This is a genomic window from Acinetobacter sp. 24-47-67 (assembly GCF_056779735.1).
On sequence record NZ_JBWYIK010000011.1, the window covers coordinates 43,477 to 68,120 of the forward strand.

General features: G+C 41.5%; 34 protein-coding genes and 1 pseudogene. 7 read left to right on the forward strand and 28 right to left on the reverse strand.

Annotated elements, in window-relative coordinates; translation table 11 throughout:
- Positions 1-6 precede the first annotated feature (6 nt).
- The 25 genes and pseudogenes from rpsM to AC1M9K_RS12470 form a co-directional block, all read right to left on the reverse strand.
- Complete coding sequence (rpsM, locus tag AC1M9K_RS12350) at positions 7-363, reverse strand: 30S ribosomal protein S13 (RefSeq protein WP_035265156.1); 357 nt, start codon at positions 361-363, stop codon at positions 7-9.
- Positions 364-469: 106 nt separating this feature from the next.
- Positions 470-586 carry a 50S ribosomal protein L36 gene (rpmJ, locus tag AC1M9K_RS12355; protein ID WP_000867907.1) on the reverse strand — a complete coding sequence of 39 codons (117 nt, stop codon included), beginning with the start codon at positions 584-586 and terminating at the stop codon, positions 470-472.
- A 20-nt stretch (positions 587-606) separates the two neighbouring features.
- Entirely contained in the window at positions 607-1,926 is a 1,320-nt protein-coding gene (secY, locus tag AC1M9K_RS12360; protein WP_171076742.1) for a preprotein translocase subunit SecY, read from the reverse strand.
- Positions 1,927-1,971: 45 nt separating this feature from the next.
- Positions 1,972-2,412, reverse strand: a complete 441-nt coding sequence (gene rplO / locus AC1M9K_RS12365) for a 50S ribosomal protein L15 (protein WP_481586790.1) — start codon at positions 2,410-2,412, stop codon at positions 1,972-1,974.
- Positions 2,413-2,415: 3 nt separating this feature from the next.
- On the reverse strand, positions 2,416-2,592 hold the full coding sequence (rpmD, locus tag AC1M9K_RS12370) for a 50S ribosomal protein L30 (protein ID WP_004786899.1): 177 nt from the start codon (positions 2,590-2,592) through the stop codon (positions 2,416-2,418).
- 6 nt (positions 2,593-2,598) lie between these two features.
- Positions 2,599-3,096 carry a 30S ribosomal protein S5 gene (gene rpsE / locus AC1M9K_RS12375; RefSeq protein WP_035265141.1) on the reverse strand — a complete coding sequence of 166 codons (498 nt, stop codon included), beginning with the start codon at positions 3,094-3,096 and terminating at the stop codon, positions 2,599-2,601.
- A 2-nt stretch (positions 3,097-3,098) separates the two neighbouring features.
- Positions 3,099-3,449 (reverse strand): 50S ribosomal protein L18, encoded by a 351-nt coding sequence (gene rplR / locus AC1M9K_RS12380; protein ID WP_035265138.1) that lies wholly within the window; start codon positions 3,447-3,449, stop codon positions 3,099-3,101.
- Between the two features lie 14 nt (positions 3,450-3,463).
- Positions 3,464-3,997 carry a 50S ribosomal protein L6 gene (gene rplF / locus AC1M9K_RS12385; RefSeq protein ID WP_035265135.1) on the reverse strand — a complete coding sequence of 178 codons (534 nt, stop codon included), beginning with the start codon at positions 3,995-3,997 and terminating at the stop codon, positions 3,464-3,466.
- Positions 3,998-4,010: 13 nt separating this feature from the next.
- The gene (rpsH, locus tag AC1M9K_RS12390; RefSeq protein ID WP_035265132.1) at positions 4,011-4,406 is read right to left on the reverse strand and encodes a 30S ribosomal protein S8; all 396 of its coding nucleotides are present in this window, start codon (positions 4,404-4,406) and stop codon (positions 4,011-4,013) included.
- Between the two features lie 12 nt (positions 4,407-4,418).
- The gene (gene rpsN, locus AC1M9K_RS12395; protein ID WP_067731180.1) at positions 4,419-4,724 is read right to left on the reverse strand and encodes a 30S ribosomal protein S14; all 306 of its coding nucleotides are present in this window, start codon (positions 4,722-4,724) and stop codon (positions 4,419-4,421) included.
- A gap of 9 nt (positions 4,725-4,733) precedes the next feature.
- Positions 4,734-5,270 (reverse strand): 50S ribosomal protein L5, encoded by a 537-nt coding sequence (gene rplE / locus AC1M9K_RS12400; RefSeq protein ID WP_004809796.1) that lies wholly within the window; start codon positions 5,268-5,270, stop codon positions 4,734-4,736.
- A 16-nt stretch (positions 5,271-5,286) separates the two neighbouring features.
- Entirely contained in the window at positions 5,287-5,604 is a 318-nt protein-coding gene (gene rplX, locus AC1M9K_RS12405; protein WP_035265122.1) for a 50S ribosomal protein L24, read from the reverse strand.
- 11 nt (positions 5,605-5,615) lie between these two features.
- Positions 5,616-5,984: a 50S ribosomal protein L14 gene (gene rplN / locus AC1M9K_RS12410; protein WP_035265119.1), complete on the reverse strand. Its 369-nt coding sequence runs from the start codon at positions 5,982-5,984 to the stop codon at positions 5,616-5,618.
- Positions 5,985-6,075: 91 nt separating this feature from the next.
- Positions 6,076-6,333, reverse strand: a complete 258-nt coding sequence (rpsQ, locus tag AC1M9K_RS12415) for a 30S ribosomal protein S17 (protein ID WP_004691314.1) — start codon at positions 6,331-6,333, stop codon at positions 6,076-6,078.
- On the reverse strand, positions 6,330-6,527 hold the full coding sequence (gene rpmC / locus AC1M9K_RS12420) for a 50S ribosomal protein L29 (protein ID WP_035265113.1): 198 nt from the start codon (positions 6,525-6,527) through the stop codon (positions 6,330-6,332). The genes rpsQ and rpmC overlap by 4 nt, the downstream gene beginning before the upstream one ends.
- A complete protein-coding gene (gene rplP, locus AC1M9K_RS12425) occupies positions 6,527-6,940 on the reverse strand; it encodes a 50S ribosomal protein L16 (protein ID WP_035265110.1) in 414 nt (137 codons plus the stop codon). Before rplP ends, rpmC begins: the two co-directional genes overlap by 1 nt.
- Positions 6,880-7,696: pseudogene (gene rpsC / locus AC1M9K_RS12430) on the reverse strand (30S ribosomal protein S3). Before rpsC ends, rplP begins: the two are co-directional and overlap by 61 nt.
- 1 nt (position 7,697) lies before the next feature.
- Positions 7,698-8,027, reverse strand: a complete 330-nt coding sequence (gene rplV, locus AC1M9K_RS12435) for a 50S ribosomal protein L22 (RefSeq protein WP_035265103.1) — start codon at positions 8,025-8,027, stop codon at positions 7,698-7,700.
- Between the two features lie 11 nt (positions 8,028-8,038).
- Positions 8,039-8,314 (reverse strand): 30S ribosomal protein S19, encoded by a 276-nt coding sequence (gene rpsS, locus AC1M9K_RS12440; RefSeq protein WP_004281508.1) that lies wholly within the window; start codon positions 8,312-8,314, stop codon positions 8,039-8,041.
- Positions 8,315-8,333: 19 nt separating this feature from the next.
- Positions 8,334-9,158 carry a 50S ribosomal protein L2 gene (gene rplB / locus AC1M9K_RS12445; RefSeq protein WP_035265099.1) on the reverse strand — a complete coding sequence of 275 codons (825 nt, stop codon included), beginning with the start codon at positions 9,156-9,158 and terminating at the stop codon, positions 8,334-8,336.
- An 11-nt stretch (positions 9,159-9,169) separates the two neighbouring features.
- The gene (rplW, locus tag AC1M9K_RS12450) at positions 9,170-9,490 is read right to left on the reverse strand and encodes a 50S ribosomal protein L23 (protein WP_035265097.1); all 321 of its coding nucleotides are present in this window, start codon (positions 9,488-9,490) and stop codon (positions 9,170-9,172) included.
- Positions 9,487-10,089, reverse strand: a complete 603-nt coding sequence (rplD, locus tag AC1M9K_RS12455) for a 50S ribosomal protein L4 (RefSeq protein WP_035265093.1) — start codon at positions 10,087-10,089, stop codon at positions 9,487-9,489. The genes rplW and rplD overlap by 4 nt, the downstream gene beginning before the upstream one ends.
- Positions 10,090-10,100: 11 nt before the next feature.
- Positions 10,101-10,739 (reverse strand): 50S ribosomal protein L3, encoded by a 639-nt coding sequence (rplC, locus tag AC1M9K_RS12460; RefSeq protein ID WP_035265091.1) that lies wholly within the window; start codon positions 10,737-10,739, stop codon positions 10,101-10,103.
- Between the two features lie 59 nt (positions 10,740-10,798).
- Positions 10,799-11,110 carry a 30S ribosomal protein S10 gene (gene rpsJ, locus AC1M9K_RS12465; protein ID WP_004725677.1) on the reverse strand — a complete coding sequence of 104 codons (312 nt, stop codon included), beginning with the start codon at positions 11,108-11,110 and terminating at the stop codon, positions 10,799-10,801.
- 235 nt (positions 11,111-11,345) lie between these two features.
- Positions 11,346-12,104: a type 1 glutamine amidotransferase gene (locus AC1M9K_RS12470; RefSeq protein WP_179999267.1), complete on the reverse strand. Its 759-nt coding sequence runs from the start codon at positions 12,102-12,104 to the stop codon at positions 11,346-11,348.
- A 152-nt stretch (positions 12,105-12,256) separates the two neighbouring features.
- On the opposite strand from AC1M9K_RS12470, the gene AC1M9K_RS12475 reads away from it, so the two are divergent.
- From AC1M9K_RS12475 to AC1M9K_RS12500, 6 genes are all read left to right on the forward strand, one after another.
- Positions 12,257-13,459 (forward strand): PLP-dependent transferase, encoded by a 1,203-nt coding sequence (locus tag AC1M9K_RS12475; protein ID WP_481589432.1) that lies wholly within the window; start codon positions 12,257-12,259, stop codon positions 13,457-13,459.
- Between the two features lie 12 nt (positions 13,460-13,471).
- Positions 13,472-15,055, forward strand: a complete 1,584-nt coding sequence (locus AC1M9K_RS12480) for a helicase HerA-like domain-containing protein (RefSeq protein WP_481589433.1) — start codon at positions 13,472-13,474, stop codon at positions 15,053-15,055.
- A 149-nt stretch (positions 15,056-15,204) separates the two neighbouring features.
- Positions 15,205-15,966, forward strand: a complete 762-nt coding sequence (locus AC1M9K_RS12485; RefSeq protein WP_481589434.1) for a globin domain-containing protein — start codon at positions 15,205-15,207, stop codon at positions 15,964-15,966.
- A gap of 106 nt (positions 15,967-16,072) precedes the next feature.
- Positions 16,073-16,519, forward strand: coding sequence for an RrF2 family transcriptional regulator (locus AC1M9K_RS12490; RefSeq protein ID WP_481589435.1), 447 nt, complete (start codon positions 16,073-16,075; stop codon positions 16,517-16,519).
- A gap of 86 nt (positions 16,520-16,605) precedes the next feature.
- Entirely contained in the window at positions 16,606-17,460 is an 855-nt protein-coding gene (gene yihA, locus AC1M9K_RS12495) for a ribosome biogenesis GTP-binding protein YihA/YsxC (protein ID WP_035265068.1), read from the forward strand.
- A gap of 133 nt (positions 17,461-17,593) precedes the next feature.
- Complete coding sequence (locus AC1M9K_RS12500; protein ID WP_481589436.1) at positions 17,594-18,538, forward strand: metal-dependent hydrolase; 945 nt, start codon at positions 17,594-17,596, stop codon at positions 18,536-18,538.
- A 56-nt stretch (positions 18,539-18,594) separates the two neighbouring features.
- Here the strand turns inward: AC1M9K_RS12500 and AC1M9K_RS12505 are convergent, their stop codons facing one another.
- Both AC1M9K_RS12505 and AC1M9K_RS12510 read right to left on the reverse strand, forming a co-directional pair.
- Positions 18,595-19,848 (reverse strand): dicarboxylate/amino acid:cation symporter, encoded by a 1,254-nt coding sequence (locus AC1M9K_RS12505; RefSeq protein ID WP_481589437.1) that lies wholly within the window; start codon positions 19,846-19,848, stop codon positions 18,595-18,597.
- Between the two features lie 170 nt (positions 19,849-20,018).
- Positions 20,019-20,891: an acyl-CoA thioesterase gene (locus AC1M9K_RS12510; protein WP_035265059.1), complete on the reverse strand. Its 873-nt coding sequence runs from the start codon at positions 20,889-20,891 to the stop codon at positions 20,019-20,021.
- Between the two features lie 301 nt (positions 20,892-21,192).
- Between AC1M9K_RS12510 and plsB the strand changes: the two genes are divergently transcribed.
- Positions 21,193-23,766, forward strand: a complete 2,574-nt coding sequence (gene plsB, locus AC1M9K_RS12515; RefSeq protein ID WP_180028255.1) for a glycerol-3-phosphate 1-O-acyltransferase PlsB — start codon at positions 21,193-21,195, stop codon at positions 23,764-23,766.
- Between the two features lie 37 nt (positions 23,767-23,803).
- On the opposite strand, the gene AC1M9K_RS12520 is transcribed toward plsB, so the two are convergent.
- Positions 23,804-24,601, reverse strand: coding sequence for an NAD-dependent epimerase/dehydratase family protein (locus AC1M9K_RS12520; RefSeq protein WP_481589438.1), 798 nt, complete (start codon positions 24,599-24,601; stop codon positions 23,804-23,806).
- Positions 24,602-24,644: the final 43 nt, after the last annotated feature.

Genomic DNA, 24,644 nt, shown 5'->3' on the forward strand with positions numbered 1-24,644 from the left:
GAAATCTTATTTCTTAATAGGTTTGCGCGGACCTTTACGGGTACGTGCGTTAGTTTTGGTGCGTTGTCCGCGGACAGGCAAGCTGCGACGATGACGAAGACCGCGGTAGCAGCCTAAATCCATTAAACGTTTAATGTTCATGGAAATTTCGCGACGTAAGTCACCTTCGGTCGGAACCTTAGCAACTTCTGCACGAATCGCATCAAGCTGAGCGTCATCTAATTCACGGATCTTAGTAGTTGGTGCAATACCAGTTGCAGCTAAGATTTGCTTAGCAGTATGGCGGCCAATACCAAAGATATACGTAAGAGAGATAACAGCATGCTTGTTATCCGGAATGTTTACACCGGCAATACGAGCCATTCACTTTCTCCAAAAAGGCAGTAGAGATAATCAACCGCCCCACAAAATCTTTGAGGGGCGGATAATAACCTAATTAGCCTACTGAAATCAACAGGTCTTGATCAGATTAACCTTGACGCTGCTTATGACGAGGTTCAGCGCTACAAATCACGCGGATTACCCCATTACGACGGATAACTTTACAGCTACCACAAATTTTCTTTACAGAAGCTTGAACTTTCATGATGAAACCTCTAAGTGCGCTTATCCCTTAGGATGAGCAGTCGTTTTACTCATTAGTGTTTGATTATCATATTGGCGCGATGTGAGGTGTGCCTGTAGCTGAGCCATAAAGTCCATAACTACAACAACCACGATCAACAGCGATGTACCACCCAAATGGAATGGAATACCAAAAGAACTTTGAAGTACCATCGGCATTAAACATACAACAGTGATATAAATCGAACCGATAAATGTTAAACGACTAAGAATATGATCTAAATAACGAGCAGTTTGCTCACCTGGGCGGATACCAGGTACATAAGCTCCACTACGCTTTAAGTTTTCCGATACTTCTTTAGGACTGAAAACTAGTGCCGTATAAAAATAACAGAAGAAAATAATAAGCGCACCGAATAGCACCAAATATAATGGTTGTCCAGGCGATAAAACTAATGCCAAATCTTGTAGTGTACGCTTAACGATCCCTGCATTAGGATCAGAACTACCTAACCATTGACCTAAACTTGCAGGAAACAGCAATAACGAACTTGCGAAAATTGCTGGAATTACACCCGCCATATTTATTTTTAATGGTAAGTGAGTCTGCTGTGCAGTAAATACTCGGCGACCTTGCTGCTTTTGAGCATAGTTAACAGGTATACGACGTTGTGCTTTTTCAATAAACACAATCGCAGCTAAAACAGCTAAAGACAATAAGCCAAATATAGCAATACCAATTAAACTTGATTGACCATTTTCCACAAGGGTAAATGATTGCACAACCATACTTGGTAAACCAGCAACAATACCTGCAAAGATGATCATAGAGATCCCATTACCAACACCACGTTCGGTAATTTGCTCTCCCAACCACATTAAGAACATGGTACCTGCAACTAAAGACGTTAATGCAGGAATATAGAATGCTAAACCTGAAGTAAAGGTAATCCCTTGACTGATCAGACCAGCACACATACCAATACCTTGTACAATTGCAAGGAATAATGTGCCGTAACGCGTATATTGGTTAATCTTACGCTTGCCCTGCTCGCCTTCTTTTTTCAATGCTTCCAGCGAAGGAACAACCGTTGACATCAACTGCACGATAATCGATGCAGAAATATACGGCATGATCCCCAACGCAAGAATGGACATTCGTTCCAATGCCCCGCCTGAGAACATATTAAACAAACCAAGGAAAGTACCCTGGTTTGCATTAAAGAAACGTTCTAAAGCGACATTATCAATACCTGGCAGCGGAATATGCGCTCCTAGTCGAAAGACCACCAAAGCACCAATTAAAAACATTAATCGGCGAATAATTTCACGATATTTCACGTGAAATGGTTGACCTTTCATCATGTGAACATGACCTGTAGAACTAGGAGACATAGACACTCGCGATTACTCCTCGACTTTACCGCCAGCAGCTTCAACAGCAGCTTTAGCGCCTTTAGTCAATGCAACACCTTGAACAGTGAATGCACGAGTGATTTCACCAGAAAGAACGATACGAGCACGAATCATATCTTTACGTACAACGTTCGCTGCTTTTAAAGTTTCAAGAGTAACGATATCGCCTTCAACTTTGTTAAGTTCAGACAAACGTACTTCAGCAGTTTTCAAAGCCAATTGGCTAGTGAAACCGAACTTAGGTAGACGACGATATAATGCAGTTTGACCACCCTCAAAACCTGGACGAGTACCACCGCTCTTACGTGAGTTTTGACCTTTGACACCACGGCCACCAGTCTTACCAACGCCAGAACCAATACCACGGCCTAAACGAAGGTTATCACGTTTAGCACCTTCTGCAGGTGCAATTGTATTTAAACGCAGAGTCATGGCTTATTCCTCTACACTAACCATATAGTAAACTTGATTGATCATACCACGGTTAGAAGGAGTATCTTGAACTTCTACAGTGTGACCAATACGACGCAGACCTAAACCTTTAAGGCTAAGCTTGTGATTTTTCAAGCGATGCGATGCAGATTTAGTCTGGGTAACTTTAATCGTTTTCATGATTGATTACCCTTGAATTTGTGCTACTGAAAGACCACGTTTCGCAGCAACTTTCTCAGGAGAAGTCATATCACGCAGACCATTGAAAGTCGCGTTTACTACGTTCGCAGCGTTAGTAGAACCATAACATTTAGTTAATACGTTACGTACACCAACAGCTTCTAAAACAGCACGCATAGCGCCACCAGCAATTACACCAGTACCTTCAGAAGCAGGTTGCATGTAAACACGGCTAGCACCGTGACGAGCGTTGATAGGGTGCTGAACAGTACCATCAACAAGTTCAACAGTAATCATGTTGCGACGAGCAGCTTCAAGTGCTTTAGAAATAGCAGCTGGAACTTCACGAGCTTTACCACGACCAAAACCTACGCGACCATTACCATCACCCACAACAGTTAATGCTGTGAAAGAGAAGATACGACCACCCTTAACAACTTTGGCTACACGATCAACGGCAACCAGCTTTTCAACAAGACCTTCGTTTTGTTCAACTTTAGCCATGATTAGAACTCCAAGCCGTTTTCACGAGCAGCATCAGCCAAGGCTTTGATACGACCATGATATTTGAAACCAGAACGGTCAAATGCAACTTTAGTTACGCCAGCTGCTTTAGCACGTTCAGCGATTAAAGCACCAACTTTAGTAGCTGCTTCAACGTTACCTGTAGTACCACTACGTAACGTAGCATCTAAAGTAGAAGCTTGCGCTAATACTTTGCCACCATCTGCTGAGATTACTTGAGCATAGATGTGACGCGGAGTGCGGTTTACACACAAACGAGTCGCACCCAATGCACGGATGTGCAAGCGTGTGCTTTTCGCACGACGCAAACGGGTTTGTTTCTTTTCGTTCATAAGAACCTCGCGCCTTATTTCTTCTTAGCTTCTTTACGAAGTACAACTTCATCAGAATAACGAACACCTTTACCTTTATATGGCTCTGGCGGACGGTAACCACGGATATCTGCAGCAACTTGACCTAAAGCTGCTTTATCAGCAGATTTAAGCACGATTTCAGTAGCTGTAGGAGTTTCAGCAGTTACACCTTCAGGAAGGTTGTAATCGATCGGGTGAGAGAAACCTAGGTTAAGGTGAACTGTGTTCCCTTTAACCGCAGCTTTATAACCAACACCGATAAGTTGTAACTTACGTTCGAAACCTTCGCTAACACCTTTAACAAGGTTGTTAAGCACAGCGCGAGCAGTACCAGCTTGCATCCAAGCATCTTTAGATTCAGCTTTAGGAGCAACAGCTAGAATACCGTCTTCCTGTTTTAGCTCGACCAGCGCATGCAGGTTGAAAGACAAAGTACCTTTGCTGCCTTTCACTTCGACCTGCCGGCCGTTCTGAGTAACTGTTACACCGTTAGGTACAGTTACTGGGGCTTTAGCCACACGAGACATGAGGAATCACCTATTAAGAAACAAAAGCAATAACTTCACCACCGATACCTGCAGCACGTGCAGCGCGATCAGTCATGATGCCTTTGCTTGTAGAAACAATTGCAATACCTAAACCTTGCTTAACGCTTGGAAGGTTATCTTTACCGCGATATTGACGTAAACCTGGACGGCTAACGCGCTTCACAGTTTCAATAACTGGTTTGCCTTCGAAATATTTTAAAGTCAAAGTAAGTGTTGGTTTGCCTTCAGCATCCGCAACAGCTACGTCAGCGATATAACCTTCTTGTTGAAGAACGTTAGCAATCGCAACTTTTAACTTTGAGTTTGGCATAGAAACAGTTTGTTTCTTCGCCATTTGTGCGTTACGAACACGTGTTAACATGTCGGCAACGGTATCTTGCATACTCATTTATAGTGCTCCTTACCAGCTTGCCTTAACAACGCCCGGTACATCACCTTGCATTACTGTGTCACGTAATTTGTTACGGCTTAAACCGAACTTACGGAAGTAACCATGAGGACGACCAGTTAAACCACAACGGTTACGAAGACGTACTGGAGATGCATTACGTGGTAATGCTTGTAACTTCATCATCGCTTCGAAACGCTCTTCGTCGCTTGCATTTACGTTTGCAATAACAGCTTTTAATTCAGCACGTTTTGCAGCGTATTTAGCAACAGTAGCTTCGCGTTTCAATTCGCGATTAATCATACCTTTCTTAGCCATATCGACCTCTTATTTGAACGGGAAGCCGAATGCACGCATAAGCGCACGGCCTTCGTCATCGGTGCGAGCAGTCGTAGTGATGGTAATATCCATACCACGAATACGGTCAATCTTATCAAAATCGATCTCAGGGAACATGATCTGTTCTTTAAGACCCATAGAGTAGTTACCACGACCGTCAAATGATTTCGCAGAGAAACCACGGAAGTCACGGATACGAGGGATCGCGATAGAGATCAAACGGTCTAAGAATTCGTACATGCGTTCGCCACGTAAAGTAACTTTACAACCAATCGGCCAACCATCACGGATTTTGAAACCAGCGATAGATTTACGAGCTAACGTAAGAACTGGTTTTTGACCAGCGATAGCTTGCATATCAGAAAGAGCACCATCAAGGAGTTTTTTGTCAGCAGCAGCTGCACCAACACCCATATTGATCGTGATTTTAGTGATGCGAGGGATCTCCATCACATTCTTAACGCCCAATTGTTCTTGTAATTGAGCTTTAAGTTCGTCGTTGTAACGCGCTTTAAGTCTGGCCATTGCCTATTTCAACCTATTACTTCGCTACCGCCACTGATTCACCATTTGATTTGTAAACGCGAGTTTTCACGCCATCAATCACTTGGTAACCAACACGGTCAGCCTTTTGGGTTGTAGCATTAAAAATTGCCACGTTAGAGATATGAAGCAAAGCTTCTTGTGTAACGATAGCGCCTTCAGCACCTGTTGCACGGTTAGGCTTTTGATGCTTCTTAACTAAGTTAAGACCTTCAACCTTAACTCGGTCATTAGAAACAGACAAAACAGTACCTTGTTTGCCTTTTTCTTTACCTGCGATCACGATTACTTGATCGCCTTTTTTAATCTTAGCCATGATTGCCTCTATTATAGAACTTCAGGAGCCAATGAAATGATTTTCATGAACTGTTCAGTACGAAGTTCACGAGTCACTGGTCCGAAAATACGAGTAGCAATCGGAGCTTTGTTGTTGTTCAAAATAACAGCAGCGTTATCATCGAAACGAATAACAGAACCATCTGGACGACGGATACCGAATTTTGTACGTACAACTACTGCATTCATTACGTCGCCTTTTTTAACACGGCCACGTGGAATTGCTTCTTTTACAGTAACTTTAATAATGTCGCCAACTGAAGCATAACGACGATGTGAACCACCAAGTACTTTAATACATTGTACGCGGCGAGCACCACTGTTGTCTGCTACGTCGAGCATAGTTTCGGTCTGAATCATTGCCCTACTCCAAAACCGAGCATCACCGGTCACAATTTCGAAAGGCTCAAAGAGTACTCGAAATTGACCGATGATGCAACAAGAACGTTATTTACTCAGCAGCTGCTTCAACAACTTCAACTAAAGTCCAAGACTTAGTTTTAGAAATTGGGCGGCTTTCTTTGATAGTTACAACATCGCCAGTTTTAGCAGTGTTGTTCTCATCATGAGCGTGTAATTTTGTTGAACGGCGGATTGATTTGCCATACAACGGGTGTTGAACGCGGCGTTCGATAAGAACAACGATAGACTTGTCCATCTTGTCGCTTACTACTTTGCCTGTTAACGTGCGAACTGTTTGCTCACTCATTGTGCGTTCCCCTGTTTTTCGGTAAGGAGGGTCTTGATGCGAGCAATAGTTTTACGAGTTAATTGCACTTCGTGCGATTTACCCAATTGACCAGTTGCTTTAGCCATGCGAAGACGGAATTGGTTCAACTGTTGCTCATCAAGCAAAGCTGTCAATTCTTCTACCGACTTTTCACGTAGATCTTTAGTTTTCATTACATTACCGTCCGAGTCACGATAGTGGTTTTAAACGGAAGTTTAGCAGCAGCAAGCGTAAATGCTTCACGCGCTAATTCTTCGTTCACACCTTCCATTTCGTACAGGATCTTACCTGGTTTGATTTCACAAACCCAATATTCCACAGAACCTTTACCTTTACCCATACGAACTTCTAATGGTTTTTCAGTAATTGGTTTGTCCGGGAATACACGGATAAAGATCTTACCACCACGTTTTACACGACGGCTGATTGTACGACGCGCTGCTTCAATTTGACGCGCAGTCATGCGACCACGTTCAACTGATTTAAGTGCGATAGTACCAAAAGATACTGTGCTACCGCGATGTGCTAGACCAGTGTTACGGCCTTTTTGCACTTTACGGAATTTAGTACGTTTAGGTTGCAACATGGATTATTCTCCTTTTTCAGCAGAACGATCATTGCGACGACCACGACGCTCTTGACCTTCACCACGACCGCGACCACGTTTAGCTGGACGTTCTTCAGCTGGAGCTGGGTTCATGACTTGTTTCATGCCGCCCAAGATCTCACCACGGAAGATCCAAACTTTAACGCCGATCGTACCGTAAGTAGTTTCTGCGCGAACCGCTGAATAGTCGATGTCAGCACGAAGAGTATGTAGAGGTACACGACCTTCACGATACCATTCAGTACGTGCAATCTCTGCACCGCCTAAACGACCAGAAACTTCAACTTTGATACCTTTCGCACCAGCACGCATAGTGTTTTGAACCGCACGCTTCATAGCACGACGGAACATTACACGTTTTTCTAATTGAGAAGCAATTGCTTCACCAACTAGACGAGCGTCTAAATCTGGACGATCAATTTCGTTGATGCTTACTTGCGCTGGAACACCCATAATATTGGTAAGTTCGCGCTGTAATTTTTCAATGTCTTCGCCTTTTTTACCGATTACGATACCAGGACGAGCAGTGCTAATTGTTACTTTAGCAGCACCTGTTGGACGTTCGATAAGAATATTGCTTACCATCGCATTCTTAAGTTTTTTGTTCAAAAACTCACGAACTTGAAGATCTTTAAGCAAGTATTCAGCGTATTGTTTCGGATTCGCATACCAGTTAGCGTTATGACGTTTCACAACACCTAGGCGGATACCGATTGGATGAACCTTCTGACCCATATCAAACCCCTACCTTAACGGTGATGTGACAAGTACGCTTAGTAATACGATCTGCACGGCCTTTAGCACGTGGCAAAATACGTTTAAGGCTCATGCCTTCATCAACGTAGATCGTAGAAACTTTAAGATCGTCTACATCTAAACTGTTATTATGTTCAGCATTTGCAATCGCAGATTCCAACGCTTTCTTAACTAAAACTGCAGCTTTTTTGTTGCTGAAGTTTAGGATGTTAAGAGCGTGCGCAACAGATTTGCCGCGAATCAAGTCTGCAACCAAACGAGCTTTTTGTGCCGAGATAGCGGCACCGCGTAATTTAGCAGTTACTTCCATCATAGCACCTATTAACGTTTAGATTTCTTGTCAACACCGTGACCACGGTAAGTACGAGTCGGTGCAAATTCACCAAGCTTGTGACCAACCATATGCTCAGATACGATTACCGGAACATGGTTACGACCATTGTGTACAGAAATTGTTAAACCAACAAAATCCGGGAGGATCATCGAACGACGCGACCAAGTTTTGATCGGCTTACGGTTATTAGCCGCGATAGCCGCTTCAACCTTAGCGAACAAGTGCGCATCGACGAATGGGCCTTTTTTCAGAGAACGAGGCATTGTCAGATTCCTTTACTTGTTACTTAACGCGACGGTCGCGAATGATCATCTTAGTCGTACGCTTATTGGTACGTGTCTTGTACCCTTTAGCTTTTTGACCCCATGGGCTTACAGGTTGAATACCTTTGTTACGCCCTTCACCACCACCATGTGGGTGATCTACCGGGTTCATCGCCATACCACGAACGGTAGGACGAACACCACGCCAGCGTGAAGCACCAGCTTTACCTAGTGAACGTAAGTTGCTTTCTTGGTTAGAAACTTCACCAAGAACTGCGCGACATTCAACGTGTACTTTACGCATTTCGCCAGAACGTAGACGAATAATTGCGTAAGAACCGTCACGACCCAATAACTGAGCAGAAGCACCAGCAGAACGCACTAATTGAGCGCCTTTACCGATTTTAAGCTCGATATTGTGAAGAGTAGAACCGATAGGCATGTTACGAAGTGGTAAGCAGTTACCTGGACGAATTGGAGCATCGTTACCAGATTGAACTTTATCACCAGCACGTAGACCTTTAGGCGCAATGATATAACGACGCTCACCGTCAGCATACAAAACTAATGCAATGTGTGCAGTACGGTTAGGATCGTATTCGATACGCTCTACAGTCGCAGGAATGCCATCTTTGTTACGTTTAAAGTCAACAATACGGTAATGTTGCTTGTGACCACCACCAACGTGACGTGTAGTAATGTGACCGTTGTTATTACGACCACCAGTACGTTTTTTAGCTTCTACCAACGGAGCATAAGGCGCACCTTTGTGAAGATGGTCGTGAACGACTTTCTCTACAAAGCGACGTCCTGGAGACGTTGGCTTACATTTTTGAATAGGCATAATTCTCGTCCTTATTCCGCTGTGCTTTCAGCGGTATCGCCCAAGTCAGCCATTTCTACATCTTGGCCAGCTTTCAGGGTGACGTATGCTTTTTTAACATCAGAACGACGTCCGATAGTTTTACCAAAGCGTTTAGTCTTACCTTTAGTGATAGTCGTGTTAACTTTAACAACTTCTACACCAAATAATTGTTCAACTGCTTTTTTGATTTCAAGTTTGTTTGCATCGATAGCAACCTTAAACACTTGAACACCAGCAGTTTCACCTAAAACTTGTGCTTTTTCTGAGAATACAGGTCCTTTTAGGACTTGATAGATACGTTCGTTGTTCATCCGAGTTCTACCTCAATTTTCTTAGCAGCAGCTACAGACATAACAACTTTATCGAACGCGATCAAGCTAACAGGATCGATAGCAGCAGCATCAACCACATCAACGTGTGGAAGGTTACGAGCAGCTAGATACAAGTTCTCATCAACAGCATCAGTAACGATTAATGCACGAGTAGCATTCAAGTCGTTAAGTTTTGCAAGCAATTCTTTAGTTTTTGGAGCAGCTACAGCAAACTCTTCAACTAAAACTAAGCGATCTTGACGAACAAGTTCAGCTAGGATGCATTGCATAGCACCGCGATACATTTTACGGTTTACTTTTTGAGACCAATCTTGTGGACGAGCAGCAAAAGTTTTACCACCGCCAACCCAGATTGGGCTACGAATAGAACCAGCACGAGCGCGACCAGTACCTTTTTGACGGAATGGTTTTTTACCACCGCCAGAAACGTCTGCACGTGATTTCTGAGCTTTTGAACCTTGACGACCACCAGCTAAATACGCTGTAACAACTTGGTGTACAAGAGCTTCATTGAATTCACGACCGAACGCAACTTCTGATAATTCAACAGCAGAGCCGGAAACAGTATTTAAATTCACGTTATTTCCCCTCAAGCCTTGATCGTAGGACGAACAGTTACGTCACCACCGGTAGCACCAGGAACCGCGCCTTTAACTACAAGAACTGAACGCTCTGTATCGATAGCAACGATTTCAAGACCCTGTGTAGTTACGCGTTCAGCACCTAAATGGCCAGCCATTTTTTTGCCTTTGAATACGCGACCAGGAGTCTGGTTTTGACCTGTAGAACCTAGAACACGGTGAGAAACAGAGTTACCGTGAGTAGCGTCTTGAGTACGGAAGTTCCAACGCTTAACACCACCTTGGAAACCTTTACCTTTAGACTGACCAGTTACGTCAACGATTTGACCCACTGTGAACAAATCTACACCGATAGTTCCGCCAACTTCACGACCTTCAAGATCAGCTTCTGTAACACGGAATTCTTGAACTAAACGACCAGCAGCAACACCCGCTTTAGCGAAGTGACCTTTCTGAGCATTAGTAACGCGAGATTCGCGACGTTCACCAGTAGTGATTTGAATCGCTTGATAACCATCAGTTTCAAGCGTTTTGATTTGAGTGATGCGGTTAGGATCAACCTCAATCACTGTAACAGGTACAGAAACACCAGCATCTGTAAAGATACGTGTCATACCGCACTTGCGACCGACTAAACCAATAGCCATGTGCATAAACCTCTAAAAAAGCGGCTTAATTAACTTAGAGTGTTAATTAACCGAAAGCCTTAACCCAATGCGATCTGAACGTCTACACCAGCTGCAAGATCTAATTTCATCAATGCATCTACAGTTTTGTCTGTAGGTTGAACGATGTCGATCAAACGCTTGTAAGTGCGGATTTCATACTGATCACGCGCGTCTTTGTTAACGTGCGGTGAAGTTAGAACGTTAAAACGCTCGATGCGAGTTGGCATCGGGATTGGACCACAAACTTGTGCGCCAGTACGTTTTGCTGTTTCTACGATCTCTTGAGAAGATTGATCAATTAAACGGTGATCAAAAGACTTCAAACGGATACGGATTCTCTGGTTAGACATACCAGTAAACTCCAAGCCAAATATATAAAGAATCACCCATGACGCATCTCCCCCTGTCCGAAAACAAGGCAAGTGTCAGAGGCAGTGAAAATCACTAAGGTCGTGATCGATGCCACGACTGTAACGATCTAAACAACAATCAAGGTTGTTTAGCCCTTAATATCAAAGGGTCGCCCATTATAACGATTGTTTAACTGTTAAGCAAACCTATTTATCATTTTTTCTCAATTTACGGTTAAGCGTTGGCGGCTTTCTTCTGTACACCCTGCCCGAACCCCAATACATAATTAATTGCATCGATCAGCAATTCATTCCCTTTTTGAAACCTCGTTTTTTTTGTTTGTTTTAAGGTATCCAAAGATTGTACATAAGCGCCAGAAAATACCTTCTCATGCTCTTCATTCTCAATATACATTTGTAAAACTTTCGGCGTTATTTCTGGATGAAACTGAAAACCCAGCACATTCTTTCCAATTTGGTACATTTGGTTTGCACACACATTATTTTCAGCCAGTCTGACGCCTCCTTTAGGAATCTCAAAAGTCTCACTGTGCCATTGCATTATTTCCAATTCTTTAGGTATTTCAAAGTAATCTGATAAACCATGTTGAGTTCTGAAGACTTTAGTCCAACCTAACTCTTGTTGTTCATTTAAACGTACACTTGCTCCCAAAGCATTGGCTATAAGCTGACCTCCGAGACACAAACCAATTGCAGGCTTGCCTAGTGATAAATATCGACGGATCCATCTTTTTTCTATTTTTAGCCATGGATAATTTGCCTCATCATTTACACTCATTGCTCCACCCATGATGATTAGTAAATCAATATCTTCAATTGCTGGTAACGCCTCGATTTCTAATGCCATCTCAACAGGTAATGCAAAAAACTCCGTAGCACTAATTTGTGCTCCAATTGATTTTAAATACTCATAACAACTTCCGAACCCTTCACCAGCAATATGCTGAAAGTAATGCACTTTTAATGGCTTCATTTTCCAACCCGAACTTTTCTTATATTGCACTAGCAGTTGCAAAAATGAAGCCAATCTATGGGTTGTTAAATAATTTTAAACAAAGCACAGCGATGCAGTTTTTTAGTAGTATGTTTTGTTAGTTATAAAATGACGGTTTAGACAGGTAAATTGTGAAAATAAATACGCAAACTCAACTCATACACAGCCCTAGAAAAGCACCTCAACTTTTAAATAGTATTCAACCTCCTATTTATCGCGCATCAACGATCATTTTTGAAAATACCGATGCTCTTTTCAATCGCCATTGGACCGATGCTTATGACTATAGTTACGGAACGCATGGCACCCCTACCACATTTACGCTAGGCGACAATATTGCACAATTAGAAGGCGGAGAATACTGTCTACTTGCACCAAGCGGACTCTCTGCAATCAACTTGGTGAATTCTTGTTTTTTAGCACATGGTGATGAAGTTTGGGTCGCGGACAATATTTACGGTCCAAATATGGAGCATTTGCGAAACCTAGAATCACGTTATGGTATTGCCGTTAAGGTCTATAACCCGATTGATGTTGAGAGCTTTAAACCAAGTGATAAAGCTAAGTTAATTTGGTTAGAAGCTGCAGGATCTTTAACACTTGAATTTCCAGATTTAACGAATCTGGTGAAAAAAGCTCAAGCTCATAAGATCCTTACCGCACTTGATAATACTTGGGGAGCGGGTCTAGCTTTTAATGCTTTTGATTTTGGTACAGAACACTTAGCAGTCGATATTACCGTTCATGCACTCACAAAATATCCAAGCGGTGGTGGTGACATTCTCATGGGGAGTGTCGTTACAAAAACCAAGGATTTATACCACAAGTTATTTCGTATGCATGCAATTCAAGGGATTTCTATATCAGGCGATGATACTGCACAGATTCAGCGCAGCCTATCTTCAATGGAACTCCGTTATACGCACCAATCTAAATCAGCGCTAACTTTATTGAGCTGGCTTCAACAGCAAAATGAGTTTGCACAAGTGTTACACCCTGCCAATCCCAAATCTGCAGGTCATACTTTTTGGAAGGAAGTTTGCATATCAGAATTAAGTGCAGGTTTAATCAGTGTAATTTTTGATCAAAAATATAATCTTCAAGATATACGCAATTTTTGTGATGCTCTCCACCTGTTTAAATTAGGTTTTAGCTGGGGTGGCCCAGTGAGTTTAGTAATGCTCTATCAAATTGATCAAATGCGTGAGCTTGCACATCCACATTTACAAGAAGGAATATTGGTTCGTTTTTGTATAGGACTGGAACATCCTCACGATTTGATAGAAGATATTCAACAAGCACTCAAAATAATGCAACAACAAAAGATCGAATAAAAAGGAATAATTATGGGCACACCAATTGTCATCGCAAAAAAAACCTCAGATACATCCCAAGAGATTGTTTTACATTCGCAACTGGCAAACCGACATGGCTTGATTGCCGGCGCAACAGGAACAGGCAAAACAGTCACTTTAAAGGTCTTGGCAGAAAACTTTTCTCGTATTGGTGTGCCGGTATTTTTAGCCGATGCAAAAGGTGATGTCTCTAGCCTTGCCAAAGCAGGTGAAAGCAATTCAAAATTTGATGAACGCATCAAGAGCCTCAATATTGAATCAATCCCATTTAGCGCATCACCTGTGGTCTTTTGGGATTTATTTGGCGAACAAGGTCACCCGATTCGGACTACAGTATCAGAAATTGGTCCATTGCTTTTAGCCCGAATGCTAAATTTGAATGACACCCAAGAAGGTGTGCTTTCTGCGATTTTCCGCATCGCGGATGATCAAGGTTTATTACTGATCGACTTTAAAGACCTCAAGGCGATGATCACTTATGTGACTGAGCATGCAGCTGACTTTAAAGCAGAATACGGCAATCTTTCTCTTGCCAGCTTGGGTGCAATCCAACGTAATTTGCTAGCACTGTCCGATCAAGGCGGTGATCAATTTTTTGGTGAGCCTGCATTAGACCTCATGGATTTTATCCAAACCGATGCACAAGGTCACGGCAATATTAATTTGCTCGCTGCCGATAAATTAATGAACACACCAAAGCTTTATGCGACTTTCTTACTGTGGATGCTTTCCGAACTGTTTGAACAATTACCTGAAGTCGGTGATATGGATAAACCGAAATTGGTATTTTTCTTCGATGAAGCTCATTTACTGTTTGACAATGCCAGCTCTGGTTTGCAAGAAAAGATCGAACAAGTGGTACGCTTAATCCGCTCTAAGGGAGTAGGTATTTATTTTGTCACCCAAAATCCACTCGATTTACCTGAAAGTGTTTTAGGACAACTGGGTAACCGTGTTCAGCATGCACTTCGTGCCTTCACACCAAAAGATCAAAAAGCAGTAAAAACTGCAGCTGATACTTTTAGACCCAATCCTGCATTCAAAGTACAGGACGCCATTACAGAGTTGGCAGTTGGTGAAGCGCTGATTAGCTGTCTAGATGAGAAAGGCACGCCACAAATGGTTGAACGCGGCTGGGTCATGCCCCCATATTCATCTTTTACACCCATCACGCTTGAAGAGCGCAAGACGCTCATGACAAACAGTGTGGTTGCAGGTGTTTATGAGCAAGTACTTGATCGAGAAAGTGCTTTTGAAATGCTGCAAAACAAAGTAGTTCAGCGTCAACAACAAGCCGAACAAGAAGCATTAGCAAAACAACAAGCTAAGGAACAAGAGGCCTACGCGAAGCAAATTGCTAAAGAGCAAGAAGCTTTCGTAAAAAAGCAAGCCAAAGAACAAGAACGCCTTGCCCGTGAACAACAAAAAGAAGCAGAACGTGCAGCCAAACAACGCGAGAAACTCACCCAAGATATTGTCGGTACGTTTGCTAAAAGTGCTGCACGAAGCCTCGGCGGAAGCACTGGACAAAAAATCGTACGCGGTCTACTGGGCTCATTATTTGGAAAAAAATAGCCCTCCCTTTACGCATCATTTTTAACTTCATTATGGGATATTTTAATATCCCATAATTATTTTAAGGTTTTCTATGCAAGTCATATTGCAGCTCGACCCTAAAAGATGTATTTTAAATATATCTTTTAATAAAACTAAAGTTGAAGCTCATGACGCCACAACATATTGAACTTGTAAAAGCGACTGTTCCCGTTCTGCGTGAGAATGGTGTTGCCCTTACGACTTATTTCTATAATCGCATGTTGAACAACAACCCCGAGTTAAAAAATACATTTAACATGGATCATCAAAGTACTGGTCGTCAGCCACGTGCTTTAGCTGCTGCTGTTTTGGCATATGCTGAAAATATTGAAAATCCTACAGTTTTGGCAAAAGCGATTGAGCGAATTACCACTAAACACGTAAGTTTAGACATTCAAGCGGATCAATACTCGATTGTGGGTAAAAACCTTCTGCATTCAATCAGCGAAGTATTAGATGTGCCAATGGACTCTGATCTGATTGCTGCTTGGAAAGCCGCGTATATGCAATTGGCAGACATTTTAATTGGTGTCGAAAAATCAAAATATGAAGCTTTGACTGCACAAAATGGCGGTTGGGCTGGCTGGCGTGAATTTAAAATTACAGCGATTGAAGCTGGAGCTAACACCAAAACCTTAACTTTAGCTGCCAAAGACGGTCACACCATTGCGACGGCTGAAGCAGGTGAATATATTTCGGTACGAGTCCAAGTACCAGGGCAAGAGATGCGCCAACCACAACAATTTAGCTTTGATGCTGCACAAGCTGACCAGTATCAAATCACAGTAAAAGCGGTAGATGAAGCAACTGAATATTCTGTGGCAAATATCTTATTAAACCACTATCAAGTAGGTGATGTTGTTGAGGTATCTGCGCCACTAAAAAATTGATTCATCTAAATCTTCAACCGAAATAAGATATTAAGAGATCACTGAAAGCTCCGTTCGCGGGGCTTTCAATGTTAAGATAGGAATAAGCTGTCTTTTATGATGATCTATGCAACTGAATAAATTTACCGACTATGCCCTGCGTATATTGATGTATGTCGCACAACCTCGCGACTTGCCTTATACCATTGCAGAGCTGGCAAACCAATTGCAGGTCTCAGAAAACCACGCCATGAAAATCGTTCACTTTATGGCAAAAAAAAATTGGCTAATGACCACTCGAGGCAAAGGTGGCGGTATACGTCTAGCCCCTCAAACTCTGAATATCTCATTAGGGACTTTAGTGAGAACACTTCAAGGCGATCAGCAAATTGTAGAGTGTCATAACCCACCATGCGTATTAAGAAGTGACTGTGGCTTAAAAGGCATTTTAGATCATGCAGTCAAACAGTTTTATCAGCATTTAGATCAATTTCAATTAAAAGATGTTATACCCACCTCAGGTATAAAATTAAATTCAGATTCGCCCATTCCGTTCATTCAAGTTACACCATAGATCGACTCAATTCGATTGAGTATTCGCTTGCATGCGCGACTTCCTTTATAATAGCTGATTGTAAATTGAGTTATTGAAGTTGAGCTATGCATCACAGCAGAGGAAAGTCGAAAAACAGTAAGGCGTCAAATGCCCCAAAGCAAAAGATCAGCTATGAGAAAAAAGCCGATCCAGCGATTACTGAATATTCGGTTCAAGCGCTCAACTGGTTGCGCAAAGCCGAATTCTTAATGAGTGCACCAAAACTGAATTTATGTGTAGAAGACACAGGTTATGAGATTGCTTTTGCAGGTCGTTCGAATGCTGGTAAATCGAGTGCGATTAATGCATTAACTAATCAAAAACAACTTGCACGTGCGTCTAAAAAACCTGGTCGCACACAAATGATTAACTTTTTTAGCATGGGCAATGCCGAACAAAGATTAGTTGACCTTCCTGGATATGGCTATGCTGCTGTACCTGAAAGCATGAAAATCGTTTGGCAAAAAGAGCTTGAAAACTACCTCATTCATCGTGAAAGTTTACAAGGGCTTGTATTGTTAATGGACATACGACACCCTTTACAACATTTCGATGTCATGATGTTAGAATGGGCATATTCACGTAAATTATTTGTCCATGTTTTATTAACAAAATCAGATAAGTTAAATCGTGGTCCAGCTTCCAAAGCATTGCAAGAAGTCAAAGCTCAATTAAAGAAAATGAAGCTTAACTTCTCTATCCAATTGTTCTCATCCCTCAATAAGCAAGGTCTTGAAGAACTCGCAAGCGTTATTGCTGGTCGTTTAAATTTTACGCTTGAGCAGCCTAACGGATTTGATCTAAGTGCAATTCCTGAAGTAAGTGAATCAGACATCGATGAAGATTTTGATCATGATATTCAACAAGATGATGAATCACCAAGCGAAACAACTGAACTAGAATCCAACAAAGCCGAATAGTATCTACCCTACCGAATGGTTAAATCATTACATTCACTAATTGATACATCAATGTCCTCAAATGCTAAGGTTATTTGAGGGCATTTTTTTATACTGAAAAATGATAATCACAACAAAAATTCAGGAAAGTGTGATGAAATTATTGTCTCGATTAAGAAATAGTAAGATTGGATCTTCTATTGAGTATCACATCAAACCTCGTAAAGTTAAATTTGAGTGGGCGGATACACCAGTAGATTGGGTTCCAAATCAGCCTTTCGTTAGTTATTTTATCAATGAAATTAATAACATCTTACCAGCAGGCGAATTTTGGTTTTGTCGTCTGTACAACAAAGTTTTGCCCAAAATTACTGATGAAAAACTTGCAGAAGATGTGAAAGCTTTTATTCGCCAAGAAGCGATGCACGCTCAAGCACATAATTCAGCGAATAAAGAATATCTCAGCGCACGTCATATCGATATTCAACGTAACCTCGATATCATGGACTTTCTTTTTGGAAAACTTTTAGCAGATAAACCTTTAGGTCTAAACGTCCCAAAATCCCTAGATCATCAGTGGGATTTATTCAGATTGGGTATTATCGCTACCGTTGAACATATGACTTGTGTCCTCGGCAAATATGCCTTGTACAACAAAAAATGGGGAGAATTAGGCGCTGATGCCAATATGCTCGATCTCGTAAAATGGCATGGTGCTGAGGAAATTGAACACCGTACCGTTGCATTTGACTTATATCGTCATCTCGGCGGTGGTTATATTTCTCGCTATTATCAAAGTGTAGTTGTGATTGCTGCTGTATTAGGTTTATGGGTTGATGGTGCTGCTCATATTATGGGTCAAGACCCTCGCTTTAAATCAATTAAACCAGCTGTTTACAAACCTTGGATTTGGCGTGAATGGGCACGAATTGCCCAAAAAGATAATGGTTTACTCCCTCACCCATTCTGGCTTGTTTCTCAACAACTCGGCTATTTAATGCCTTGGTATGACCCTGTTCATGAAGCAAAAACTGAAGATGCGATCAACTATCTAAATCAGTCACCAGCAGCGGAGCGCGCAGCACTGAAAGTTGCATAATGTATTCAATAAAAAAGCAGGGTGATCCCTGCTTTTTTTATATCTGATCTAATCTTTTAAGCTGTATTTTTTTCAATAGGTTCATGATCAGGATTCGTGTAACGATCTACAACAACACTAATCATCATATCCCCCTGCACATTCACCACTGTTCTAACGGTATCTAACAAACGGTCAATCGGCAATAATATCGCGATTGCTTCTGCTGGAAGTCCAACTGATTGTAAAACCATAATCATGGTAACCATACCTGCGCTAGGTATACCTGGTGCCCCTAAAGATGCAATCATTGCTGTCGCACACACAATCAATTGTTGTCCTAACGTTAAGTCAAGCCCCATTAAATTCGCAATAAACAGCGCCGCCGCAGCCTCATACAATGCCGTCCCATCCATATTCAACTGTGTCCCGAGAGGGATCACAAATCCTGCAGTCTGAGGTCTTACTCCTAAATTTTCCTGAGCACACTTCATTGATAGCGGCATGGTTGCGGAACTTGAGCTGGTAGCAAACGCCGTAATCAAGGCTGCTCGTGTTCCCTTAAAAAATGTAATTGGATTCATTCTTCCAAAAACCCAGAGCAACAAAGGCAAAACAACAAGGCCATGAAAGATGGTCGTTCCCGTGACTACAGCTGCAAATTCTGCTAATCGACTCAGAACGGATAGGTCCTCCGTCGCGATTAACTTTGCCAGCAACGCAAAAATCCCTATTGGTGCTAGCTTCATCACCCAACCAATCATCAACATCATGATTTCAAAAAATTGCTGACTCAACGCTTTCACTGTTTTAAATTTTTCACCACCTTTAACGAGAGACACCCCAATTAAAAGTGCAAAAACGACAACGGCTAACACATTACCTTCAGCAAATGCTTTAAACGGGTTTATTAGTGTATTTTGGATAAAGTTGGTAAAAAAACTCGAAGGAGTCAAAGTATCAGGCGTCTGATGCTGATTCATAGTCTCTTGAAAAATAGTGATGTCTACACCCTTCCCGACCTCGAAAAGATGCGCACACGCAAGCCCCAAAATCAGTGCCAACGTTGTGGTTGTTACACAACAAGCGAGGGTGATTTTCCAAGTTCTACCAAGTTGTCCGCCAGTCTGTAGATTGGAAACTCCGACAACAATAGAACTAAAGATTAGAGGAATCAGTAAGAGTTTAAGTAGGCCGATAAAGATACTACTGGCAATCCCTAAGCCATATAAACTTCCGTTAAAAAATGCTGTATCAGGGAATACATTTAACAAGATGCCAAAAGCCACACCTAAAATTGCAGCAATTAAAATTTGCGTATTTAGACTCATGTCCTGTGCTTTTCATTTTGATTTATTAGTCGCACTATGCCATGAGCGACTTCAAGAATCGATCATTTTTTCTTGTTAGCTTTGCAACCGAAACGAATAATTTATAAATACAAATATGAAGTAAAAAAAGCCAAATCTGAAGATTTGGCTTGAAGCATAGATCAATTATCTTATTGCGTTTCGATTTCACGAATTCTAATTAGACCTTCTTGTACTGTACTACAGACCAATTGTCCATTTTGCCACATTCGTCCAAAGTTCAATCCTCTAGAACTTGCACTAATCGTTGCCTCCATGTCATAGAGCATCCAATCATCTACACGAAATGGTTTATGAAAGTACATGGTATGGTCAATGCTGGCACACTGTAAACTCGGTGAAATATAACTGAGTCCATGTGGTCGTAGCGCGGTTGTCATCAAAGTAAAGTCTGAATAAAAAGCAGCGATCGCCTGATGTAATGCGTTTTCATCTACATCATCAGCCAAACGATCATGTGTACGAATATAGTGCGCGTAAGACGGCGCCTCAGGTTGTGGTTGGAATGGATTCACTGGCATTACAGGCTTAATTTCAACATGACGATCACGCATAAAGCTGGCACGCACATTCTCTGGTACAAAATCCACAATCATTTTCTTGAGTTCAGCTTCAGATTTTAACCCATCTACTGGCGGGTATTCGGGTTCAGCAACTTGATAATTGAGACCCTCTTCTTGGTCTGCAAAAGATACCATACACATGAATATCGTCTTGCCATGTTGAATCGCACGAACTTGGCGACTCACAAAACTACGCCCATCTCGGATTCGATCTACCTCATAAATAATGGGTGCATTAACATCTCCACCAAATAAGAAATATGCATGCAATGAGTGTGCAGGGCGATCAGTTGTATATGAAGCAGCACGTAACGCTTGACCTAGAACTTGCCCACCAAAGACACGTTTGCCAACCAAATTTTGGCTTTTGCCTCTAAAAATGTTTTCTTCAAGTCTTTCTAGCGTGAGTAAATCTACGAGTTCTTGCGTGAGCTGATTCATATCGGACCTATATATTTCATTGCTACGACATTAAATTGGGCCTGTTGAATTTAAACAGATTTTCCAATTTAATGACTCAATCTCTATATTGCCATAATTTCCGAGTAAACAACTAAACTTTGCTTGACTATATTGTCATAAAACAAATTTGATATTTTGGCTAAAAATACGATTATTAACGAAAATTCATCCAAATTCTGTGCATTTTGTTAGAAAATGACATATTGTTTTGATCACAGATTTAAGAAAATAATTGCCTTCATTCGCGTCATGCGAAATTCGTCTTTGGCTAGGAGTATGTATGTCCAAGAATGGCTTTGGTCAAATGTATCGTCGACTTTCCAGTAAGTTGCTTGACCTCGTAGTAACACCGCATGTTCTTGGAGAGGTTCCTACTGAAACCCAACCTTCAACACCACCCACTGAAAATAACACGACTCACAAAAAAGTGGTGTGCTATGTATTACAAAATTACTCGCGTAGTAATGCGTTAGTGGTTGACGGCGAAACTCGTCGATTAAATCTCGCGCCAGCACTTGACCCACTCATGATCGGGGACCATAAAGAGAAAGCTGCTGTATTATTTTTACAACACCAAGATGAAACAAACTTACTTAATCCGCCACCCCATGCATTTCCACCTCGTCTCCTCAGATTGATCGAGATATTGGATAAGCATCCAGATACTGACATTGAACTTGTACCTGTGACTGTATTGTGGGGCCGCTCACCGGACAAAGAAGATTCATTATTTAAATTGCTATTTACGGACACTTGGGCAACGCCAAGTACTGTTAAACAACTGATGAATATTGGTTTACATGGTCGCCAATCTTTTCTTGAATTTCATGAACCAAAATCACTGCGCGAATTGGTAGATTACGCACGTGTAACACATCCAAACTTGTCTCCTGCAACATATATCGTCAATCAACTCAATGATTATCTAGATCGTCAGCGTGAAGTTGTATTAGGTCCAGATTTGTCAGATCGTCGAAACGTGATGCAATCATTGATTAAATCTCAAGATGTTCAGGACGGAATTCGCAAAGAAAGTATTCGCTCTAAAATCAGTTTGATTGAAGCTGAGCGCCGTGCGATCGGCTACGTGAATGAAATTGCATCAGACTATTCTCATGCAACCGTACGTTTTGCAGAACAAGCCCTGACGCGTCTTTGGACTCAACTCTATGACGGCGTAGAAGTACATAATTTCAATACAGTTCGTGAATTAGCGAAAGACTACGAAATTATTTATACACCTTGTCATCGTAGCCATATTGACTACCTATTACTCTCTTATGTGATTTATAAGCGTGGGATGATGGTACCGTACATTGCTGCAGGTGATAACCTGAATATGCCATTCGTTGGACAGCTTTTACGTGGTGGCGGTGCATTCTTTATACGTCGAACCTTCCGTGGAAATGCGTTATACACCACTGTATTCAAAGAATATTTATACAGTATCCTATCGCGCAACACGCCATTAGAATACTTTATTGAAGGTGGACGTTCACGTACTGGACGTTTATTACCGCCGAAAACAGGTATGTTGGCAATGACTGTGCATAGTCATTTGCGTGGTCGTGCTAAACCTATTGTATTTGTCCCGACCTATTTTGGTTATGAACGCCTGATGGAAGGTGCAACTTACGTCGGTGAAATGAATGGTAAGCCTAAAGAGGCCGAATCTATCTTTGGTATTTTACAAACCTTAAGAAAGATTGAACGCATCTTCGGTAAAGTACACGTAAACTTTGGTGAACCCGTCTTCCTTGATGAGATTTTGAAACAGCATGGTGCTGAACATATCAAAATTGAGAAGAATGATGACCCGATTCCTCAAGAAGTTTCTGATGCAGTCAACACCTCAGCAAATGCAATTCTTGAAAATATTAACCGTGCTGCTGTTATCAACCCAGTTTCGTTATTGTCACTTATTCTTCTATCGACTTCCAAGCACACGCTTGATGAAGAGATTTGTATTAAACAGTTAGATACCTATCGCAATCTTCTAACAGCTTTACCTTATGATCATCGAGTTCAAATCACACCACTGTCTGGTAAAGAAATCATTGCTTATGGTTTAAAACTCAAGTTGATTAAGCGTGTAAAACATGTCCTTGGCGACATCATTGCGATTGAAGATGGTCAAGCAGTATTACTGACATATTTCCGCAATAATATTTTGCATGCTTATGTCTTGCCATCACTGATTGCTGCGATGGTCGAGCACAATGGTAAAATTTCACAGGGCGATTTGATTAATGTCATTCGTACACTTTATCCATTCTTGAAAGCTGAACTTTTCCTTAAGTGGAATACGGATGAGCTTAAAGAACAGATCTGTAACTATGTTCAGGGTCTGGTAGAAGCACAGTTGATTACGATTGATGAACATGGAAATTTATGTAGCCCTGCACCTAACTCTGAACAACACAATCAGTTAGTCGTGCTTGCTGCTCCAGTGAAGCAAAGTATTGAACGCTACTACATGACACTTGCCCTAATTACTCAACGTGGCTCTGGAAATATTACGACCAAGCAGGTCGAAGATTTAAGCCATCTATTAGGTCAGCGTTTATCTGTACTTTATGAGTTCAACTCACCTGAATTCTTTGATAAAGCGCTCTTCCAAAGTTTTATCAAAGTTCTGACTCAACAAGGCTATATCAGTAATAACGAAGAAGGCGCAATAGTCTTTGATGCACAATTTAAAGAGGTTGCTCAATATGCCAACTTGGTACTAGATGATGTAACCTTACAAATGTTGCAACATATCACTTCATTTAACGATGAAGAGCTCAAAGAAGCTTTGGATGCAGTTGCTGATCAACAAGCCAAAAAACGCTTAAAACGCAAGAAAAAATAGTATTTAAAACCCTCCCCAGCGAGGGTTTTTTTTATGTCTAAATGAGATCTCGATAATCCTTAAAAAATTGATCATGTCTCAATTTAAAACCAGTGCTTAACATTCGAGAGGCATAAATTTTCTTTCCACGCTGTGCCTCACTCAACAATTTTAATGGAGGGATGTTTAACTGCTTTTGGAACCACAGAATAATTTCATGTAATGGAATAGGTTGATTATTACTACAAATATAAGTTTTTTCTGGATGTTCCACGTGAAGTAAATGGACAAGAAAACCCGCTAAATCTTCGATATGAATTCGATTCGACCAATGCACATTGGGATAGGTCATTGTATTTTGAGCAAGCTGCATCATTCTCTTCACGGATACGCCATAAATACCAGTGGGTCTCACAATGATACATTGCTGTGGGAAGGCTTCTTGCCAAAGTTTCTCCATTGTGGCTAACACTAATGCTTTCTCATCTTTCGGATTGATCTCTGTTTGATCATCAATCTCCTCCCCTTGATCTTGTCCGTAAACGCGTGTCGATGAGACAACAATAATCTTTTGGATAGGATGCAATGCAAGCTGATTTCTCATATGTGGAATCGCATCTATGAAAGCTGCTTTATACCCGTTTAGTGATGGGTCTTTGGGTGCAATCAACACGTATACTGCATCAATAGGCGACAATGTCGATAAATCAAGTTGGTGTATATCTTGTTGAAGATGCATAGCACCTGCTTGATCTTTCCTGCTTAAACTGACTGTGGTAATTTGATGTCCTTGTTGAAATAATTGTTTAGCAACATGTTGGGATGTTTTACCATAACCGATAAATAGAATATGCATGTAAGACCTATTCTCTAGTGTTATAAATTCAATTTAAGCAAAG

What these genes read in the sequence shown, in the direction of transcription:
- rplW (WP_035265097.1), bottom strand. Translation starts at nt 9,490, where the DNA reads ATGAACAACGAACGTATCTATCAAGTCCTAAAAGGACCTGTATTCTCA.
- AC1M9K_RS12470 (WP_179999267.1), bottom strand. Translation starts at nt 12,104, where the DNA reads ATGAAGCCATTAAAAGTGCATTACTTTCAGCATATTGCTGGTGAAGGG.
- rplF (WP_035265135.1), bottom strand. Translation starts at nt 3,997, where the DNA reads ATGTCTCGTGTGGCTAAAGCCCCAGTAACTGTACCTAACGGTGTAACA.
- rpmD (WP_004786899.1), bottom strand. Translation starts at nt 2,592, where the DNA reads ATGAAAACGATTAAAGTTACCCAGACTAAATCTGCATCGCATCGCTTG.
- AC1M9K_RS12510 (WP_035265059.1), bottom strand. Translation starts at nt 20,891, where the DNA reads ATGAATCAGCTCACGCAAGAACTCGTAGATTTACTCACGCTAGAAAGA.
- rpsQ (WP_004691314.1), bottom strand. Translation starts at nt 6,333, where the DNA reads ATGAGTGAGCAAACAGTTCGCACGTTAACAGGCAAAGTAGTAAGCGAC.
- plsB (WP_180028255.1), top strand. Translation starts at nt 21,193, where the DNA reads ATGTCCAAGAATGGCTTTGGTCAAATGTATCGTCGACTTTCCAGTAAG.
- rpsH (WP_035265132.1), bottom strand. Translation starts at nt 4,406, where the DNA reads ATGAGTATGCAAGATACCGTTGCCGACATGTTAACACGTGTTCGTAAC.
- rplV (WP_035265103.1), bottom strand. Translation starts at nt 8,027, where the DNA reads ATGGAAGTAACTGCTAAATTACGCGGTGCCGCTATCTCGGCACAAAAA.
- rpsM (WP_035265156.1), bottom strand. Translation starts at nt 363, where the DNA reads ATGGCTCGTATTGCCGGTGTAAACATTCCGGATAACAAGCATGCTGTT.
- AC1M9K_RS12500 (WP_481589436.1), top strand. Translation starts at nt 17,594, where the DNA reads ATGAAATTATTGTCTCGATTAAGAAATAGTAAGATTGGATCTTCTATT.
- rplR (WP_035265138.1), bottom strand. Translation starts at nt 3,449, where the DNA reads ATGAACGAAAAGAAACAAACCCGTTTGCGTCGTGCGAAAAGCACACGC.
- rplC (WP_035265091.1), bottom strand. Translation starts at nt 10,739, where the DNA reads ATGGCTATTGGTTTAGTCGGTCGCAAGTGCGGTATGACACGTATCTTT.
- AC1M9K_RS12505 (WP_481589437.1), bottom strand. Translation starts at nt 19,848, where the DNA reads ATGAGTCTAAATACGCAAATTTTAATTGCTGCAATTTTAGGTGTGGCT.
- AC1M9K_RS12480 (WP_481589433.1), top strand. Translation starts at nt 13,472, where the DNA reads ATGGGCACACCAATTGTCATCGCAAAAAAAACCTCAGATACATCCCAA.
- rplX (WP_035265122.1), bottom strand. Translation starts at nt 5,604, where the DNA reads ATGGCTAAGATTAAAAAAGGCGATCAAGTAATCGTGATCGCAGGTAAA.
- AC1M9K_RS12490 (WP_481589435.1), top strand. Translation starts at nt 16,073, where the DNA reads ATGCAACTGAATAAATTTACCGACTATGCCCTGCGTATATTGATGTAT.
- rplP (WP_035265110.1), bottom strand. Translation starts at nt 6,940, where the DNA reads ATGTTGCAACCTAAACGTACTAAATTCCGTAAAGTGCAAAAAGGCCGT.
- AC1M9K_RS12485 (WP_481589434.1), top strand. Translation starts at nt 15,205, where the DNA reads ATGACGCCACAACATATTGAACTTGTAAAAGCGACTGTTCCCGTTCTG.
- rplE (WP_004809796.1), bottom strand. Translation starts at nt 5,270, where the DNA reads ATGGCCAGACTTAAAGCGCGTTACAACGACGAACTTAAAGCTCAATTA.
- rpsN (WP_067731180.1), bottom strand. Translation starts at nt 4,724, where the DNA reads ATGGCTAAGAAAGGTATGATTAATCGCGAATTGAAACGCGAAGCTACT.
- secY (WP_171076742.1), bottom strand. Translation starts at nt 1,926, where the DNA reads ATGAAAGGTCAACCATTTCACGTGAAATATCGTGAAATTATTCGCCGA.
- AC1M9K_RS12520 (WP_481589438.1), bottom strand. Translation starts at nt 24,601, where the DNA reads ATGCATATTCTATTTATCGGTTATGGTAAAACATCCCAACATGTTGCT.
- rpsJ (WP_004725677.1), bottom strand. Translation starts at nt 11,110, where the DNA reads ATGTCTAACCAGAGAATCCGTATCCGTTTGAAGTCTTTTGATCACCGT.
- rplB (WP_035265099.1), bottom strand. Translation starts at nt 9,158, where the DNA reads ATGCCTATTCAAAAATGTAAGCCAACGTCTCCAGGACGTCGCTTTGTA.
- rpmC (WP_035265113.1), bottom strand. Translation starts at nt 6,527, where the DNA reads ATGAAAACTAAAGATCTACGTGAAAAGTCGGTAGAAGAATTGACAGCT.
- rpsS (WP_004281508.1), bottom strand. Translation starts at nt 8,314, where the DNA reads ATGCCTCGTTCTCTGAAAAAAGGCCCATTCGTCGATGCGCACTTGTTC.
- rplO (WP_481586790.1), bottom strand. Translation starts at nt 2,412, where the DNA reads ATGACTCTGCGTTTAAATACAATTGCACCTGCAGAAGGTGCTAAACGT.
- yihA (WP_035265068.1), top strand. Translation starts at nt 16,606, where the DNA reads ATGCATCACAGCAGAGGAAAGTCGAAAAACAGTAAGGCGTCAAATGCC.
- rpmJ (WP_000867907.1), bottom strand. Translation starts at nt 586, where the DNA reads ATGAAAGTTCAAGCTTCTGTAAAGAAAATTTGTGGTAGCTGTAAAGTT.
- rplN (WP_035265119.1), bottom strand. Translation starts at nt 5,984, where the DNA reads ATGATTCAGACCGAAACTATGCTCGACGTAGCAGACAACAGTGGTGCT.
- rpsE (WP_035265141.1), bottom strand. Translation starts at nt 3,096, where the DNA reads ATGGCTAAAGTTGAACAAAACGAAGGTCTTGTTGAAAAGCTGGTTGCC.